Annotated in this window: 14 protein-coding genes and 1 other RNA gene; all 15 read right to left on the reverse strand. The window is 45.5% G+C overall.

Annotation, left to right across the window (positions count from 1 at the left end):
• Positions 1–22: 22 nt before the first annotated feature.
• The 15 genes from dnaG to ACIRUQ_RS08710 all read right to left on the reverse strand — a co-directional run bounded on the left by dnaG (position 23) and on the right by ACIRUQ_RS08710 (position 15591).
• Entirely contained in the window at positions 23–1807 is a 1785-nt protein-coding gene (dnaG, locus tag ACIRUQ_RS08640) for a DNA primase (RefSeq protein WP_055289518.1), read from the reverse strand.
• Positions 1808–1860: 53 nt separating this feature from the next.
• Positions 1861–2868, reverse strand: a complete 1008-nt coding sequence (locus tag ACIRUQ_RS08645) for a deoxyguanosinetriphosphate triphosphohydrolase (RefSeq protein ID WP_022035511.1) — start codon at positions 2866–2868, stop codon at positions 1861–1863.
• 201 nt (positions 2869–3069) lie between these two features.
• Positions 3070–3744 (reverse strand): uracil-DNA glycosylase, encoded by a 675-nt coding sequence (ung, locus tag ACIRUQ_RS08650; RefSeq protein ID WP_021738284.1) that lies wholly within the window; start codon positions 3742–3744, stop codon positions 3070–3072.
• Between the two features lie 19 nt (positions 3745–3763).
• Positions 3764–4525 carry an imidazole glycerol phosphate synthase subunit HisF gene (gene hisF / locus ACIRUQ_RS08655; protein WP_021738283.1) on the reverse strand — a complete coding sequence of 254 codons (762 nt, stop codon included), beginning with the start codon at positions 4523–4525 and terminating at the stop codon, positions 3764–3766.
• Entirely contained in the window at positions 4525–5145 is a 621-nt protein-coding gene (gene hisH, locus ACIRUQ_RS08660; protein ID WP_021738282.1) for an imidazole glycerol phosphate synthase subunit HisH, read from the reverse strand. The genes hisF and hisH overlap by 1 nt, the downstream gene beginning before the upstream one ends.
• Positions 5146–5163: 18 nt before the next feature.
• Positions 5164–6633: a cell wall metabolism sensor histidine kinase WalK gene (locus ACIRUQ_RS08665; RefSeq protein WP_021738281.1), complete on the reverse strand. Its 1470-nt coding sequence runs from the start codon at positions 6631–6633 to the stop codon at positions 5164–5166.
• A 155-nt stretch (positions 6634–6788) separates the two neighbouring features.
• On the reverse strand, positions 6789–7463 hold the full coding sequence (locus ACIRUQ_RS08670) for a response regulator transcription factor (protein WP_021738280.1): 675 nt from the start codon (positions 7461–7463) through the stop codon (positions 6789–6791).
• 259 nt (positions 7464–7722) lie between these two features.
• Positions 7723–8067, reverse strand: a transfer-messenger RNA (tmRNA) gene (gene ssrA / locus ACIRUQ_RS08675).
• A 197-nt stretch (positions 8068–8264) separates the two neighbouring features.
• On the reverse strand, positions 8265–8732 hold the full coding sequence (smpB, locus tag ACIRUQ_RS08680; RefSeq protein ID WP_021738278.1) for an SsrA-binding protein SmpB: 468 nt from the start codon (positions 8730–8732) through the stop codon (positions 8265–8267).
• A 43-nt stretch (positions 8733–8775) separates the two neighbouring features.
• Positions 8776–10899 (reverse strand): ribonuclease R, encoded by a 2124-nt coding sequence (rnr, locus tag ACIRUQ_RS08685; protein WP_022035509.1) that lies wholly within the window; start codon positions 10897–10899, stop codon positions 8776–8778.
• Between the two features lie 97 nt (positions 10900–10996).
• On the reverse strand, positions 10997–11239 hold the full coding sequence (gene secG / locus ACIRUQ_RS08690) for a preprotein translocase subunit SecG (protein WP_022035508.1): 243 nt from the start codon (positions 11237–11239) through the stop codon (positions 10997–10999).
• 176 nt (positions 11240–11415) lie between these two features.
• Complete coding sequence (locus tag ACIRUQ_RS08695) at positions 11416–11850, reverse strand: threonine/serine exporter family protein (protein WP_021738275.1); 435 nt, start codon at positions 11848–11850, stop codon at positions 11416–11418.
• Positions 11851–11865: 15 nt separating this feature from the next.
• A complete protein-coding gene (locus ACIRUQ_RS08700; protein ID WP_021738274.1) occupies positions 11866–12618 on the reverse strand; it encodes a threonine/serine exporter ThrE family protein in 753 nt (250 codons plus the stop codon).
• 11 nt (positions 12619–12629) lie between these two features.
• On the reverse strand, positions 12630–14099 hold the full coding sequence (locus ACIRUQ_RS08705) for a leucine-rich repeat domain-containing protein (RefSeq protein ID WP_055289515.1): 1470 nt from the start codon (positions 14097–14099) through the stop codon (positions 12630–12632).
• Positions 14074–15591: an ATP-binding protein gene (locus ACIRUQ_RS08710; protein WP_022035505.1), complete on the reverse strand. Its 1518-nt coding sequence runs from the start codon at positions 15589–15591 to the stop codon at positions 14074–14076. Before ACIRUQ_RS08710 ends, ACIRUQ_RS08705 begins: the two co-directional genes overlap by 26 nt.
• Between the last annotated feature and the right edge of the window lie 11 nt (positions 15592–15602).

Here is a 15602-nt window from a genome sequence, read left to right on the forward strand (position 1 = left end):
TTTTAGTCTATATAGTTTGTCCTCAATCTAATGAAATATGCATTTTCTGTAGCTGCGCCAGCTGCTTTTTATCTTCGATCAGCCGCTGCAGGCCTGCCAGGTCTGTCGGCTCCAATTTTCCGGAGCGTACATCCATACTGTTTTTCTTAATCCTGAGGATCGTTTCTTTTAAAGCTTTCTCTTTCTCCTGACGGGTTTCCACCGGATGCAGGCGTGCGTGGAACAACGCCGCTGCCTCCCGTTGCTGTTCCTCGTCCGTAAAGCGGCTGATGATCTGTGCCGGATTGATCTCCCCTGCGGCATGCTGCTCGTACAGTACTTTTGCCACATCACGGAAAATCTCCTCTGTAAAATCATCGGGACTGATATAGCCCTCCGTCAGATCAAACAGGCGCTCATCCTCGATCAGCCAGGTCAGAAACAGCCGCTGGGACTGCTTCATGCCATCTTCTTTCTTCTTTCTGTCATTCACTCCGCTCTTTAACGGAGCACGTTCCCGCTCTCTGGTCAGCCCTCCACGGGTTCCCTCGGAACGGACCACCGACCGCAGTTGCTCAAAACCGATCTGGTATTTTGCTGCCACAGCCTCAATATAATTTTCCCGTTCCAGTTCTTCCTCGAAATTCAGGATTTTCCGGGCAACGGCATAAAAAAACTTTGTCTTGCTTTCCGGATCAGCCAGATCATAATCCCGCTCCAGCATCCGCACTTCAAACATAAAACTGTTTTCCGCTTCATCGATCCGCTTCTGATATTCTTCTGCCCCAAGTGCTTTGATAAATTCATCCGGATCCTTATAAGGCCGCATATTAATGACCTTCGCCGTCAATCCGGCTTCTTTCAGAATCGGAATGGCCCGCAGGGCAGCTTTTACCCCGGCACCATCACTGTCAAAGGTCAGGTATACTTCCTTCGTATAACGCTTCAGCAGATTGGCATGACCGGATGTAAAGGATGTTCCAAGAGATGCCACTGCATTGTCAAATCCAGCCTGATGCAGGGCAATCACATCCATGTATCCCTCACACAATAAAATATGCGGTCTCCGGGATGACCGGGCAAAATTCAATCCGTACAGATTCCGGCTCTTGTCAAAAATCATGGTCTCCGGCGAATTCAGATATTTCGGTTCTCCCTCGCCCATGACACGACCCCCAAATCCGATGACCCGGTTATTTGCATCCATGATTGGAAACATCGCTCGGTTCCAGAATTTGTCATGACCACCCCGGCGTTCATCAATGGTAACCAGACCACTGTCCTTAAGCAGTTCATCTTCGTAGCCCTGCTTCTTCAGATATTGATACAGATCATCGCTGTATTTATTGGAATAGCCCAGTCCGAAATGCTGCATGGTTTCTTTGCTGAGTTTACGCTCTTCAAAATACTGTAACGCATGAGCTCCCTGTGGACTGCGCAGCAGCATATAGAAATATTTTGCCGCTACTTTATTTATTTCCAGGAGCCTGCTCCGCCGATCTGCGGCTTCCCGCTGGGCGGCAGACATCTCCTGCTTCGGAAGTTCAATGCCTGCCCGATCCGCCAGACTCTGCATTGCCTCCTGAAATGTAAAATTTTCATATTGCATCATAAAGGTGAATACGTTCCCGCCTGCGCCGCAGCCAAAACAGTAATACATCTGTTTGCCCGGTGAGACAGAAAAGGACGGTGTCTTTTCATTGTGGAAAGGACAGAGCCCAAAATACGTGCTTCCCCGTTTCTGAAGGCGCACATAACCGGAAATGACGTCTACCACATCATTTCTGGATCGTACTTCTTCAATCAGTTCATCGGAATAGTAAGTCATAATACCTTCCTTTTTACTTCAATCTTTATACCTGTCATTGCCATCCGGACAGATCAGTAAACCTGCCAGGATTTCGGCATAAAATACTCACTGTATTTGGCCAGTGCATATTGATCCGTCATTCCTGCGATATAATCACAGACCACCCGGTCATTTTCTTCGCCGTCCTCCAGCATCTGCAGATAATATCCAGGCAGCAGGTCAATATGCTTCAGATAATACACAAACAAACGTTCCAGAAGTTCCTTTGCTTTCGTCTCCTCACCCTTTGCCACCGGGTTCGTATAGACATTCTGAAACATAAACTGACGCAGCCCCTGCATAGCCTGCGCCACATCCGGTGACATACAGATTTCATTCTTTTCCCAGCTCTGTTCGATAATGTCATGAATCAATGTATTCAGACGCTCCTGCGTGGAAAAACCAAGTACTTCCCGATATTTAACCGGAATGTCTTCTTCCTGCAGCACCTGAGCCCGGATTGCATCATCAATATCATGATTAATATATGCAATTTTATCAGATAAACGCACAATCTTGCCTTCCAATGTAGACGGCATCAGGCTGATCTGATGATTTAAAATACCATCCCTGACTTCCCAGGTAAGGTTCAGCCCCTTCCCTTCTTTTTCCAGCTTTTCCACGATCCTGACACTCTGCTCATTGTGTCTGAATCCGCCGTTACACAGTTCATTCAGCATTCCTTCTCCAGCATGGCCAAAAGGTGTGTGCCCCAGATCATGTCCCAATGCAATCGCTTCCACCAGCGATTCATTCAGGCGCAGTGCCTTTGCAATAGTTCTCGCATTCTGTGACACTTCCAGTGCATGGGTCAGCCGTGTCCGGTAATGATCCCCCTGCGGTGACAGAAATACCTGCGTCTTGTGCTTCAGCCGCCGGAAAGATTTGCAGTGCAGGATCCGATCCCGGTCACGCTGAAAAACCGGACGAATATCGCATTCCGGTTCTTCTCTGTCCCGCCCTCTCGAATCCTGACTCAGCATCGCATAAGAGCTTAAATATGTACGTTCTGATAATTCCAACTGTTCACGAATTGTCATACGATGGTTATACTCCCTGTATCTTGTTACAAGATTTCATGTTCATTTTGCCTGTAAAGCATAAATATCCTATTTTATATATTCCGTGTAATTTTCCTGTTTCCTTTTTTCTTTTTATTTTTTAATATTTTTTCTTACATCCGGCTACTGACCAGATAGATGCATAACCCATAGTGATGCTTCTGTCCGGTTCCAGCGAGATCACACATCTTCAATCTGCCAGTCGATCGGCGCAAGTCCGTTTTTCTCCAGAAATGCATTGGTCTGGCTGAAATGCTTACAGCCGAAAAACCCACGGTACGCAGACAACGGACTCGGATGCGGTGCCTCCAAAATCAAATGTTTCGGATTATGCAACATACTTTTCTTCATCTGCGCCGGACGTCCCCAGAGCAGAAATACAATCGGACGATCCTGTGCATCCACGGCACGGATGACTGCATCTGTAAACTGCTCCCAACCGATGCCACGATGGGAGTTTGCCTGGTGTGCGCGCACTGTCAGTACTGTATTCAACATCAGCACTCCCTGCTTTGCCCATTTTACCAGATATCCGTTGTTCGGGATCCTGCATCCCAGATCATCCTGCAATTCCTTATAAATATTCACCAGTGACGGTGGCACCTCCACATCCGGTTTTACAGAAAAGCAGAGTCCGTGCGCCTGTCCGTCATTATGATACGGATCCTGTCCAAGGATCACGACTTTGACATCTTTTAATGGTGTCAGATGAAAGGCATTAAAGATATCATCCGGATTCGGAAAAATCTGTCTGCTCCGGTATTCTTCCAACACTTTCTTATATAAATCTTTGTAATATGGTTTCTTAAATTCTACTTCCAATGGCTGCTGCCAGTCATTTGTAATTGGTGGCATGTACTTTCTCCCCCTTTGTTTAACGGCGTACAGATACCCCTTTGTCTGCCAGATATTTTTTCAGATCCATAATCTCCAGTTCTTTATAATGGAATAAAGATGCTGCCAGTGCCGCATCTGCTTTTCCTTCCGTCAGAGCCTCATAAAAATGTTCTTTTGTACCTGCTCCACCGGATGCAATCACCGGAATGGATACATTTTCTGCGATCAGACGGGTCAGCTCCAGATCATATCCGGCTTTCGTTCCATCACAGTCCATACTGGTCAGAAGGATTTCCCCTGCTCCCAGTTTATCTACTTTCATCGCCCATTCCACGGCATCGATACCCACATCGACTCTGCCGCCGTTTTTATATATGTTCCAGCCGCTGCCATCTTCTCTTCTGCGGGCATCAATGGCAACTACGACACACTGACTGCCGAATTTATCTGCCGCATCTGAAATCAGATGCGGTGTATTAATGGCGGAAGAATTGATGGAAATCTTGTCTGCACCTTCCCGCAGTAATGCGCGGAAATCATCTACGGTACGGATACCACCGCCCACGGTAAACGGAATAAATACATTTTCCGCTACCTTCCGTACCATGTCTACCACAGTATTTCTGGCATCGGAAGAAGCAGTGATATCGAGAAATACCACTTCATCCGCACCGGCTTTATCATAAGCTGCCGCAATCTCCACCGGATCACCGGCATCTCGCAGATTTACAAAATTGACCCCTTTGACCACGCGGCCGTTATTGACATCCAGACATGGAATAATTCGTTTGGTAAACATTACGCGCGTCCTCCTTCCACTCCGGCAAAATTTTTCAAGATCTGCAATCCTACCGTACTGCTTTTTTCCGGATGGAACTGGCAGGCAAACAGGTTGCCCTTTTCCACGGAAGCATGGATGCAGGTACTGTAATCCGTCGTTGCGGTCACAATACCCGGCTCCTCGGCATGCAGATAGTAAGAATGTACAAAATATACATATGGATGTTCTTCCAGCCCTGCAAATAATCTTCCGTTATTATGAAAATCCAGGGAATTCCAGCCGATATGCGGAATTTTCAGTCCTTCTTTGTCTGGAATCCGGCTGATTTTTCCTTTCAACAGACCAAGACCTTCCACATCCGGGCTTTCTTCACTACACTCAAACAACAATTGCAGTCCAAGACAAATTCCAAGGAATGGTGTCTGCTTCTCATTCAGTTCCCGTATCACTTTGTCAAGTTCCAGACGCTTCAGATTCGCCATGGCATCACCAAATGCACCCACGCCCGGTAAAATAACTTTATCTGCATTCAGAATTGTCTGAAACTCGCGGGTAATAACGCTTTCCTCTCCAATGTGCGCCAACGCTTTTTCCACGCTCTTCAAGTTACCTGCGTCATAGTCAATAATTGCAATCATCTTTTTTACTCTCCTCTTTTATTTTGTGGCAAGTTCCATCCAGAACTCCACGCCATCTTCATGGTTGATGACACCACATCGCTGATGAAAAGAATCCATAATGGCTTTTACGATGGACAAACCGATACCGCTTCCACCGTACTCCCGGGTTCTCGCCTTATCCACTTTGTAGAATTTTACCCAGATTTTCTCAATATCTTCCTCCGGGATTGGCTGTCCGGTATTAAATACACTGACACGCAATTTATCTTCTGAACGTGTGTAGAACACACGAATCAGCTTTTCTCCATCTGCATGGTTGATGGCATTACTCATATAGTTCGTAATCACTTCTTCCACTTTGAATTCGTCACCCCACACCCAGGCTTCCTCTGAATTTTCCAGTTCCAGACGGATACCCTTCTGCTCCATGAGGATTCTTGTGGAATTTGCCACACCACGGATCAGTTCTGTCATATCAAACCGCTCCATGATAACCTGATCATTGCCAAACTCCAGCTGATTCAAAGTCAGCAGTTTTTTCACCATACGGTTCATTTTATCCGCTTCGTCAATGATAACTTCACAATAAAATTCACGGCTTTCTGCATCATCATTAATACACTCCTGCAATCCTTCCGCATAACCCTGGATCAATGCCAGCGGTGTCTTCAGCTCATGGGACACGTTAGACAGAAATTCTTTTCGCATCTCATCAATCTGTATCTTTTTCTCAATATCATCCTGCAGTTCCACATTTGCTGTCTTCAGTTCTGAAATCGTCCGTTCCAGATTCTCAGACAGGCGGTTGATGTGGTTTCCCAGTTCCTCCACTTCATAACTGTTGGACTGATCACTTTCATATTTTGCATTGAAATCCAAATCCACCATCCGCTTGGAAATATCCGTCAGCTGCTGCAATGGTTTCGTGATATGTCTTGTCGTGAAAAATGCCACCAGGATACTTGCCACAATGGCAGCTGCCCCTGCAAACAGAAGAAATCTGTTCGAAATTGCCGCACTTTCCCGGATGCTTTCCACCGCAGTACGCATCAGTACCATATCTCCGTTTTCCAGTACACCTACCAGAACAAGATACTCCGAATCCAGACGGGTATCTGTCTTTTTCAATAACTGATACTGCTTGTTGGAATACAGCACTTCCATTTTATCCCCGTGCAAAAGAACATCCCAGAATTCCGTCCGTAATGCATCCAGATCATTCACAGAAGAACGCAGTACCTTTCCGTCCTGCTGCAGGATCAGTGCCATAATATTTCCATTGGAGCACAGATTATCAAAGGTAACGGCAAACTCGTCCGATTCCAGTTCGTTCTGTGCACTGGCATTGGAAATTGTCTGATAGTTTTCCATCAAAACTTCTTTTTTATTGTGCATGTAATAACGCGGCAGCAATGTCGTATTCAGTACCCAGCAAAGCAGGATTGCACCTGCTACCAACAGACTGACAATGGATGTAATTTGCCGCGTCAGTGAATGTTTTTTCATACTACTTCTTATCCTTTAATTTTTCAGACCATATGGGGATGCTTTTTTAAACTGCAAATTTATATCCCATGCCCCATGACATATCAGCTTGTCTGATATGGGCGTGCATGCGCATAGCTTGACCATCTGGTCCCGGACCATATGGGGCTGTTTTTTTAAACTTCAAATTTATAACCCATACCCCATATGGTCTTTATATATTCTCCTTTATCACCCAGCTTGCTGCGCAGCTTTTTCACATGTGTATCGATCGTTCTTGCATCGCCAAAATAATCATAATTCCATACATGGTTCAGAATCTTTTCACGGGAAAGAGCAATACCGACATTTTCCATAAAATAAGTAAGCAGTTCAAACTCTTTGAAACTCATTTCAATATTTTTTCCGTCTATGGTAACGGTATGTGCATTTTTATCCAGGCAGATACCACCGACATTCAGGCTGCCTTCCATATTCAGCTGATTGGTCCGGCGTAAAATAGCCTCCACCCGGGCCACCAGGATTTTCGGTGAAAACGGTTTTGAAATATACTCATCCACACCCAGTTCAAATCCCATCAGTTCATCGCTCTCATCACTTTTTGCAGTCAGCATAATGATCGGTACTTTGGAAGATTCCCTGATTTCACGGCACACTTCCCAGCCATTCATTTTCGGCATCATCACATCCAGAATAATCAGTGCAATGTCTTTGTCATCATAAAATAAATCCAGTGCTGCCTCACCGTCTCCGGCTTCCACAACATCAAAATCATGCTTTACCAGAAAATCACGCACCAGTTTGCGCATTCTGCTCTCATCATCAACTACAAGAATTTTTAATCTATCCATCCCGACTTCCTCCGGTTTTCTACCATATGATTTACATCTGATCTTCCGTTTTTAAAACAGAAGATTCTTTTTATCATTCAAAGTATATCTGATAAATGTGTCTATTTTATGGAAAACACAAGGTAAACCACAGTTACTATTTTTTCTCGTGCAAGTACGCATTGCCTGCACAAAATGCTTGTTCTCTGACAGAAAATCACCGAGATTTTCGATCAAACAAAAAACGACACCTGAAAGCACGATTGCTTTCGGTGTCATTTTATGGAGATGAGGGGAATCGAACCCCTGTCCGAAATTCCAGCCACCGTACTTCTACGAGCGTAGTCACTGTATTAACATTCCCTCCGCCGAACACCCAGTAACCGGTTTTCGGTTTCAGTAGCTTCATATTACGCCCTTATACGCAAAGCTTTGTATAAGTCGTTTCCTGCATGGTCGATGCCTGGATCCGAAAGTGCAGGTGCTCCCGGTCAGACAAGCTGCAACTTAGGCAGCCAGTGCTAATTTATTATTATCAGCGTTTATATTTAGATTTGAAATTTAACGCATTTCATACGGCTCGCTTCTCCGGCTTTTAAAACCCCGTCGAAACCAGTACATCCCCGAATTTCTTCGGCGGATCATGCCAGTTATCAGATTCTTACTATTCTGATCTTTGTTATTATATGAGATTTCTTTCGGTTCGTCAAGAGAAAAGCATCCCTTTAAACCAACAGTTTACCTTTACTGAACTGGAATAAACGTTTCATTTGTGTCCTGTTTCTGAGCAAAAATTTAAAAGTGACATTTGCCAAACCGGCATTAATACAGATTTTTCACTTTGAATTCCCGTTCCACTTCACGCCGCTGATCTTTTTTTGCAATGTCCTGACGTTTGTCGTACAGTTTTTTACCACGGGCAAGACCGATTTCTACTTTGATCAGATCACCTTTGATATAAACTTTCAGTGGTACCAGCGTGTAGCCTTTTTCTGCAATCTTTCCTGCCAGTTTGTTAATCTCATATTTATGAAGCAGCAGTTTCTTCGGACGTAACGGATCACGATTGAAAATATTTCCTTTCTCATAGGGACTGATGTGCAATCCATAAGCTATTACTTCCCCGTTTTCAATTCGGATGAAGGATTCCTTGACACTGCATTTTCCCATGCGCACAGATTTTACTTCGGTTCCATGCAGTGCTACACCTGCCTCGTATGTCTCATCAATAAAATAATCGTGATAGGCCTTTTTATTATTTGCAACTAATTTGTATCTGTCTTTTCCCATAAGTTTTCCACCTTTACTAAACCTTCAGCCGGAAGCCAAGTTTTTAAGATTCCACCAATTCAAAATCTATTCTGCGCACCAGTTTGTCCGTACCGATCACACGGATTTTTACAGTCTGTCCAAGCTTATAGCTCTTACCGCTGTTCTCACCTACCATCTCATAGGTACTTTCTACATAATTGTAGTAGTCTCCACGCAGAGTGGTCACATGCACCATGCCCTCCACCGTATTCGGCAGTTCCACATACAGCCCATAATTTGTAATGCCGGAAATGACACCTTCGTACTCATTTCCGATACGGCTCTCCATATATTCCACTTTCTTCATCTTGATCGTCTCACGCTCTGCCTCATCCGCACGACGCTCCAGCTGACTGGTCTGCTGTGCTACCTCCGGAAGAATTTTCCAATAATGTTCGATCCGCTTCTCATTCATTCTTCCCCGCAGGTTGTCCTTGATGATCCGATGGATCTGCAGATCCGGATAACGACGGATCGGTGATGTGAAATGGCAATAGTACTGGGCCGCCAGTCCGAAATGCCCCACACACTCCACGCTGTATTTTGCCTGCTTCATGGAACGCAGTGTCAACCGCGAGATCAGCCCCTCCACCGGAGTATCCTCAATCTTTGTCAGCAGTTTCTGCAGTTCCTTCGGATGCACCTCATCAGAACCGATATGGATATTGTATCCGAAATTATTGATAAACGTACTGAGTTTTTTGATTTTTTCTGTATCAGGAACTTCATGGGTACGGTATACAAAAGGCAGTTCCTGCCAGAAATAATCCTGCGCCACGGTTTCATTAGCCGCCAGCATAAAATCTTCGATGATCTTCGTGGCTGGATTGCGGTCATACGGTTTGATTTCCACCGGATGTCCCTGTGTATCCAAGATCACCTTGGTCTCTGGAAAATCAAAATCAATGGAACCACGTTTCCGGCGTTTTGCACGAAGCAGATCTGCCACTGCCTTCATATCGAAAAACATCTGTACAAACTCTTTATACTCTTCGGTTTTCTCCGGATCCTTCAACGTAATGATCTTATTTACATCTGTATAACTCATACGCCGATCCACATTAATGACTGACTCCGCGATGCGATGATCTACAATGTTTCCTTTCCCGTCGATTTTCATAATACAACTCAGTGTCAGACGGTCTTCTCCCTGATTCAGCGAACAAATTCCGTTAGACAACGTATGTGGCAGCATCGGGATCACACGATCTACCAGGTACACACTGGTACCACGCTTTAATGCTTCCACATCAAGCGCACTATGTTCCTGCACATAATTCGTCACATCTGCGATATGCACACCAAGCTGCCAGAAATCCCCTTCTCTGGTCAATGTCACCGCATCATCCAGATCTTTGGCATCCTCACCGTCGATGGTAACGGTCTGCCAGTTCCGCAGATCCATACGCCCTGCCATATCCGCAGATGTCACATCCTTTGCCACTCGTTCTGCCTGATTCAGCACTTTCTCCGGGAATTCCATCGGTAATCCGTAAGCTCTCACCAGAGAAAGGATATCGGTTCCCGGATCATTCTCATGCCCCAGGATTTCGATAACTTTTCCTTCCGGTTTTTTGCCACTTCCACCATAAGACGTCAGTTCCACTACTACTTTATGTCCGGTGACTGCACCCTTGGAACGCTCAGCCGGAACAAAGATATCCATATTGATCCGTGGATTGTCCGGGCGGACAAAACCAAAATTTTTGCTTTTTTCAAAGGTTCCAACGACCGTTTTCAGTCCGTGTTCCACAATTTTTACTACTTTTCCTTCCCGACGTTTTCCACTGGAAGGAACCAGTGCGATCTGCACTACATCATCCTGGATCGCACCATTCGTGCTGCTCTCCGGAATAAAAACATCTTCCGTCTCACCCTCGATGGTGACAAATCCAAATCCACGGGCATGAGCCGTAAAGACACCGGTAAGATTCGGACTTGTTCCCTTCGTATATTTTCCTTTCGATGAAACTTCGATCTTGCCCTCTGCCACCAGTGCATCCAGCACTTCCTGCAATTCGTGACGCTGAGCTTTCGGCACATTCATCAGGATGGCCATCTCTTTTGCCTTCATTGGTACATAAAACTCATCACAGATCAGTCCGTATACCGTCTGTTTTCTCTCTTCTAATAATTCTCTTCTCATAATTTTCTATCCCCCGAAAAAACGTTTCCATATCTTTTCCTGAATAAGGCAAAAACAAAGTAAAAGGCTGTCGATAACGACAGCCTCTTAGGTATTCTTACTGAAAACGTCCAATTGTCAGTACTGCGGAAATGATAAGGAAAAGTGCCAGAAGAACTCTTGTAACCTTAACAAGCATCCCTTCCATGGAACGTCCTTTATTCTTGCTCCAATAAGTATCGGCGGAACCGGTTAATGCTCCCAGTCCATTGTTCTTACCTTCCTGCATTAATACGATAACTGTCATGATAATACTTAATATAATAAATACGATCTGTATGATTGTTCTTGCGATTTCCACTGTATCCACCTCCCACGGTTAAACTTCTTAAATGTCCTAAGACACCCATAATCATCTGATATGATAGCATATCTGACTCTAAAAAGCAATTATTTTTTCAATTTAACCCATTAAAACTGTACATTTAACCTCAACTATGTTCAGAGCACACGCATCATTCGCAGACAGAACGGTAACTACCACAGGCTCCGAAACCATTTATTCGGAATTACAAAGACACATACGATACCAAGCACAATGGCTGCCACCGCCTTAAAAGTCTCCAATCCGCTGCTCATGGCTGCCGCTGCATCTCCGATCATAATATCGTAGATTGTATTATAAATACCGATGCCGGGGACGATAGGAAAGATCCCGGATATCATAAATACGTTCGACGGCACTTTTCGCCAGACAGCAAACAACCGTGCACAGAATACGATCACCACAGTTGCCGCAAAACATGCCAGTGTATTGGAAAAGTAAAACTTCACCAGCAGATACACCAGCCATCCCAGGGTTCCTGTCAGTCCACAGATGATATACTGTTTCTTCGGCACATGGAATAGTACGGAAAATGCGATAGTTGCCAGAAATGCTGCAGCCAGCTGTCCGATTGCATTAATCAGCATATTGATTTCTCCTCCTTATAGTTTGAGCCCCAGCCCCACACCAATGGCAATGGAACAAAATACCAGAATGGCATCCAGAAGCCGGACACATCCTGACAGATAATCACCATCCACAATGTCACGGATTCCATTGGTAAAAGCCACACCCGGAATCATCGGTATGATCGCACCCGTAATAGCCAGATCCAGATGTTCTGATACCCCGATGCGGTTCAACACCACACAGATAACCGTCACCAGCAGTCCCCCTATGATATCCAGTAACACCTTTGAAATATTGACTTGTTTTTCATCCAGAAAACTGAAAAACAGCTGCAGGATCACACCGCACACAAACGCTGCCAGGCAATCCCAGAGGCTTCCGCCAAAGAGATAACCAAACGCAGCTGCACCCACACCGGAAGAAAACACCAGCTCCCATACCGGTTCATTTTTTGCTTTCTGAATCTCCTGCAAACGTTCAAAGGCAGTATCAATAGACAGGTTTTCCTGTTCGATTCTGCGGGACAGTTCATTAATATCACATAATTTTTTTAAATTTACAGATATCGATGGTACATATTTCAACCGTGTGTATGTATAATCCTCCTGCTGATGCAAATTCACAAACAGTCCGTTGGTGATGACATACATCTCCACTTCTTCCACCTGATAGTGATCCGCCACGCGCTGAATCGTTTCCTCTACCCTGGAAATCTCAGCACCATAACAAAGCAGTGCTTCCCCCATTCCGATAATCAGTTTCTGTAATTTTCTCAGTTGCTGCATATTCCCCTCTTTTATAAAGAAAAATCAAATGTATTTTCTGTAAAATGTTCCTGTTGATACTCCAGCAGATATCCGGTAAGTTTTCCTCTGCGGCACGCTGTGGTCCAGTCGATCATTTCCTCAATATGTTCTGCAGTGATCATACCGGCGTTTCCAAGTGCCGCAAGATCCATCAGACTGTCCCTTTTGCAGATATCATACACCAGATCTTTCAAATGCTCCGCAATCAGTGCTTCATACGCCCGCTTTCGAGCCGTCGGAAGCTGCACCGGATATTCCAATCGGAAAGCTGCCATCCGGCAGCGGATCAGGATCTGGGACCAGTCCGCCAGTAATGAATCATATGTCTCATAATCATAATGCAGCTGCCCTGCGTTGTCCCGATAAAACAGACTGCTGATTTCTCCTTTCCGATACACCGGATTTTCCGGAACATACAGTTTTACGCCATCCGCCGCAAATTCCATGCACTCCAGCCGGCCACATTCTGCAAAAGCATCCTTCGATATGCTTTTTACAGTCTCCGGGATAATGATTTCCCGCAGGTTCGAACGGCGCAGTGCCATAGCACCAAGTTCCGTTACTTCTTCCGGAATCTTCCATACCTCATTTTTACCAAAATATTTGATCAGAAGGCTTCCATTCTCCCTTCTCTGATAAAATGCATTGGCATCATGATAAAAATATGGATTGTCCGGATGCACACGCATATACATAATGCCGTTCATGCTCGGACTCCAGCCGTAAGTATCCGTCACCGCATGTTCTCCCAGATCTTTCAGCGTAGAAGGAAGTTCCAGTCCTTCCAGACTGATGCAACACCGAAATGCATCCGCGCAGATCCTGGTCAGTCCCTCCGGTAATACGATCCGCCGCAGAGCCTGGCAGCTTTCAAAGGCTTCCTCCTCGATACTGATCACACCTTCCGGCAGTTCTACCTCCTGAATATACATCTGTCCTTCAAAGGCATGCCGTTCAATCACCGTTGTGTTGGAAGCTACCGTATACCGGACTCTCTGATCCTCTGCCCGCGCTGCCACCAGTGCATACCCGTCTTCCCGTTTCTCATATAAACCATATCCATCTGAAAAATAATGCTGATTCTCCTGTGCCACATCAACCGCTACTTTTCCCCATTCCCATGGACATTTCAGTTTTTCCACTGTGGTCGGCAGATACAACTGCGTCACTGCTGTCACCAGCAGGACATTTTCTCCGATACGGCAGACACCTTCCTGCAACACCAATTCTTCCAGACTCATGCACATCTTAAAGGCACCGTCTCCGATATCTGTCACACTGCCCGGGACTTCTACACGCTCAATCATTGCACCGTGGATGCTGAATGCCTCCGGTGCAATCTTCTTTACCGGAAGCCCTTCTATCTCTGCCGGGATACTGACATCCAGTTCCTCCCCACAGTAATCTTCGATGACGATACTGTCATCTTCAACCCTATATCTGTAATTGTTCCAAAGCATCTGCGATTTCCTGCTGTCTCTCATATAACTGATATTTTTTGTTGTATTTGAAATATTCTTTGCTGCCATTTCTGCTGATAAACTTCATGCTGTCCGCATTGACAGTCAGATCCGTTACGAGAATCAGCATCTCGTTGCCGTCTCCGAAAATTTTCTCCACAAAAGCAAAGAGATTTGCCAGTTCCTGACTGATCCGGCTGCTTTCCGCCTGCATGCTGCCCACCTGTTCATCAAAAGCTTCCTTGATATATAAAAATGCTGCATTCGCATCACGGATATCTTTCATACGAAGCTCTTTTGCATCCTGACGCAGTGTATGAAGGATCAGCTGATAGCCTTTTCGCGCAGAAGACGACAACGCATTTGCTTTGTCCTCCTGCTCCATCTCCTGCTGCAGCGTATCCGCACGATGTTCCATAATCGCAGCGGCATCTACCCTGTCATCCGCTGCTGCAAGCTCAGCTTTGATTTCCTTTAAGACCGGAAGTATCCGGCGCAGGGAATCTTCCAGTTCGACATTGTGGCGGATTTTTTCCTGAAGGGCATCCAGCAGCAGTCCCAGCAGGGAAATACGCTCATCAAAAGCCGCATTTTTCGCACGTTTGCGCACATCCGCATCTGCATTTCCTGCCAGGATCTGTGCCACACGGTAATCTTTTTTATATTTCTGATACAGGTCATAATAGGAAGAAAATTCCCGGGCAATACGCTTGTTGCGCAGGTACTGTCCTACCAGAACTTCATCCACGGTAAAATTATTTTCTTCATACAGATAAAGTGTCTCTGACAGATCCTCCCAACCACGGGCCGTGACATAGGATTTTCCATCCACAGTATTTTCAATCACATAGAAATCCTGTTTTTTAATGTCCAGATAGGTCAGGATCGCACCGTGTATTCCTTTATTCACCCCATAGTTACGCCAGGTCTCATAGTCCGCTTCCACTTCCAACACTTTCAGTCGGTCCATGGTCACGATATCAAACTCCCGGACAGAACGGTTAAACTGTGGCGGGTTGCCGGCTGTGGCAACCACCCAGCCCTGCGGGATCTGATGTTTGCCAAAAGTCTTATACTGCAGAAATTGCAGCATAGACGGAGCCAGTGTCTCGGATACACAGTTGATTTCATCCAGAAACAGGATTCCCTCAGTCTTTCCGGTCGCTTCCATCGTCTCATATACAGATGCAACAATCTCACTCATGGTATATTCCGATACATCAAACTCTGCACCCTGATATTTTTTGTGACTGATAAACGGAAGTCCCAGTGCACTCTGTCTCGTGTGATGCGTCATAGAATAAGAAACGAGCGCAATATCCATCTCCTGGGCAATCTGCTCCATAACAGCAGTCTTGCCGATACCGGGTGCTCCCAGCAGAAATACCGGCCGCTGCCGCTCGATCGGAATCCGGTAATCGCCATACTCATCTTTCATCAGATAAATACGCACCGCCTGTTCAATCTGTTCCTTTGCTTCCTGTATATTCATGTACTTTTATC

Source organism: Eubacterium ramulus (genome assembly GCF_045002895.1).
Taxonomy (GTDB): domain Bacteria; phylum Bacillota; class Clostridia; order Lachnospirales; family Lachnospiraceae; genus Eubacterium_I; species Eubacterium_I ramulus.

Coding starts and splice junctions, on each gene's coding strand:
- dnaG (WP_055289518.1), bottom strand. CDS start 1,807: ATGACTTACTATTCCGATGAACTGATTGAAGAAGTACGATCCAGAAAT.
- ACIRUQ_RS08645 (WP_022035511.1), bottom strand. CDS start 2,868: ATGACAATTCGTGAACAGTTGGAATTATCAGAACGTACATATTTAAGC.
- ung (WP_021738284.1), bottom strand. CDS start 3,744: ATGCCACCAATTACAAATGACTGGCAGCAGCCATTGGAAGTAGAATTT.
- hisF (WP_021738283.1), bottom strand. CDS start 4,525: ATGTTTACCAAACGAATTATTCCATGTCTGGATGTCAATAACGGCCGC.
- hisH (WP_021738282.1), bottom strand. CDS start 5,145: ATGATTGCAATTATTGACTATGACGCAGGTAACTTGAAGAGCGTGGAA.
- ACIRUQ_RS08665 (WP_021738281.1), bottom strand. CDS start 6,633: ATGAAAAAACATTCACTGACGCGGCAAATTACATCCATTGTCAGTCTG.
- ACIRUQ_RS08670 (WP_021738280.1), bottom strand. CDS start 7,463: ATGGATAGATTAAAAATTCTTGTAGTTGATGATGAGAGCAGAATGCGC.
- smpB (WP_021738278.1), bottom strand. CDS start 8,732: ATGGGAAAAGACAGATACAAATTAGTTGCAAATAATAAAAAGGCCTAT.
- rnr (WP_022035509.1), bottom strand. CDS start 10,899: ATGAGAAGAGAATTATTAGAAGAGAGAAAACAGACGGTATACGGACTG.
- ACIRUQ_RS08695 (WP_021738275.1), bottom strand. CDS start 11,850: ATGCTGATTAATGCAATCGGACAGCTGGCTGCAGCATTTCTGGCAACT.
- ACIRUQ_RS08700 (WP_021738274.1), bottom strand. CDS start 12,618: ATGCAGCAACTGAGAAAATTACAGAAACTGATTATCGGAATGGGGGAA.
- ACIRUQ_RS08705 (WP_055289515.1), bottom strand. CDS start 14,099: ATGCTTTGGAACAATTACAGATATAGGGTTGAAGATGACAGTATCGTC.
- ACIRUQ_RS08710 (WP_022035505.1), bottom strand. CDS start 15,591: ATGAATATACAGGAAGCAAAGGAACAGATTGAACAGGCGGTGCGTATT.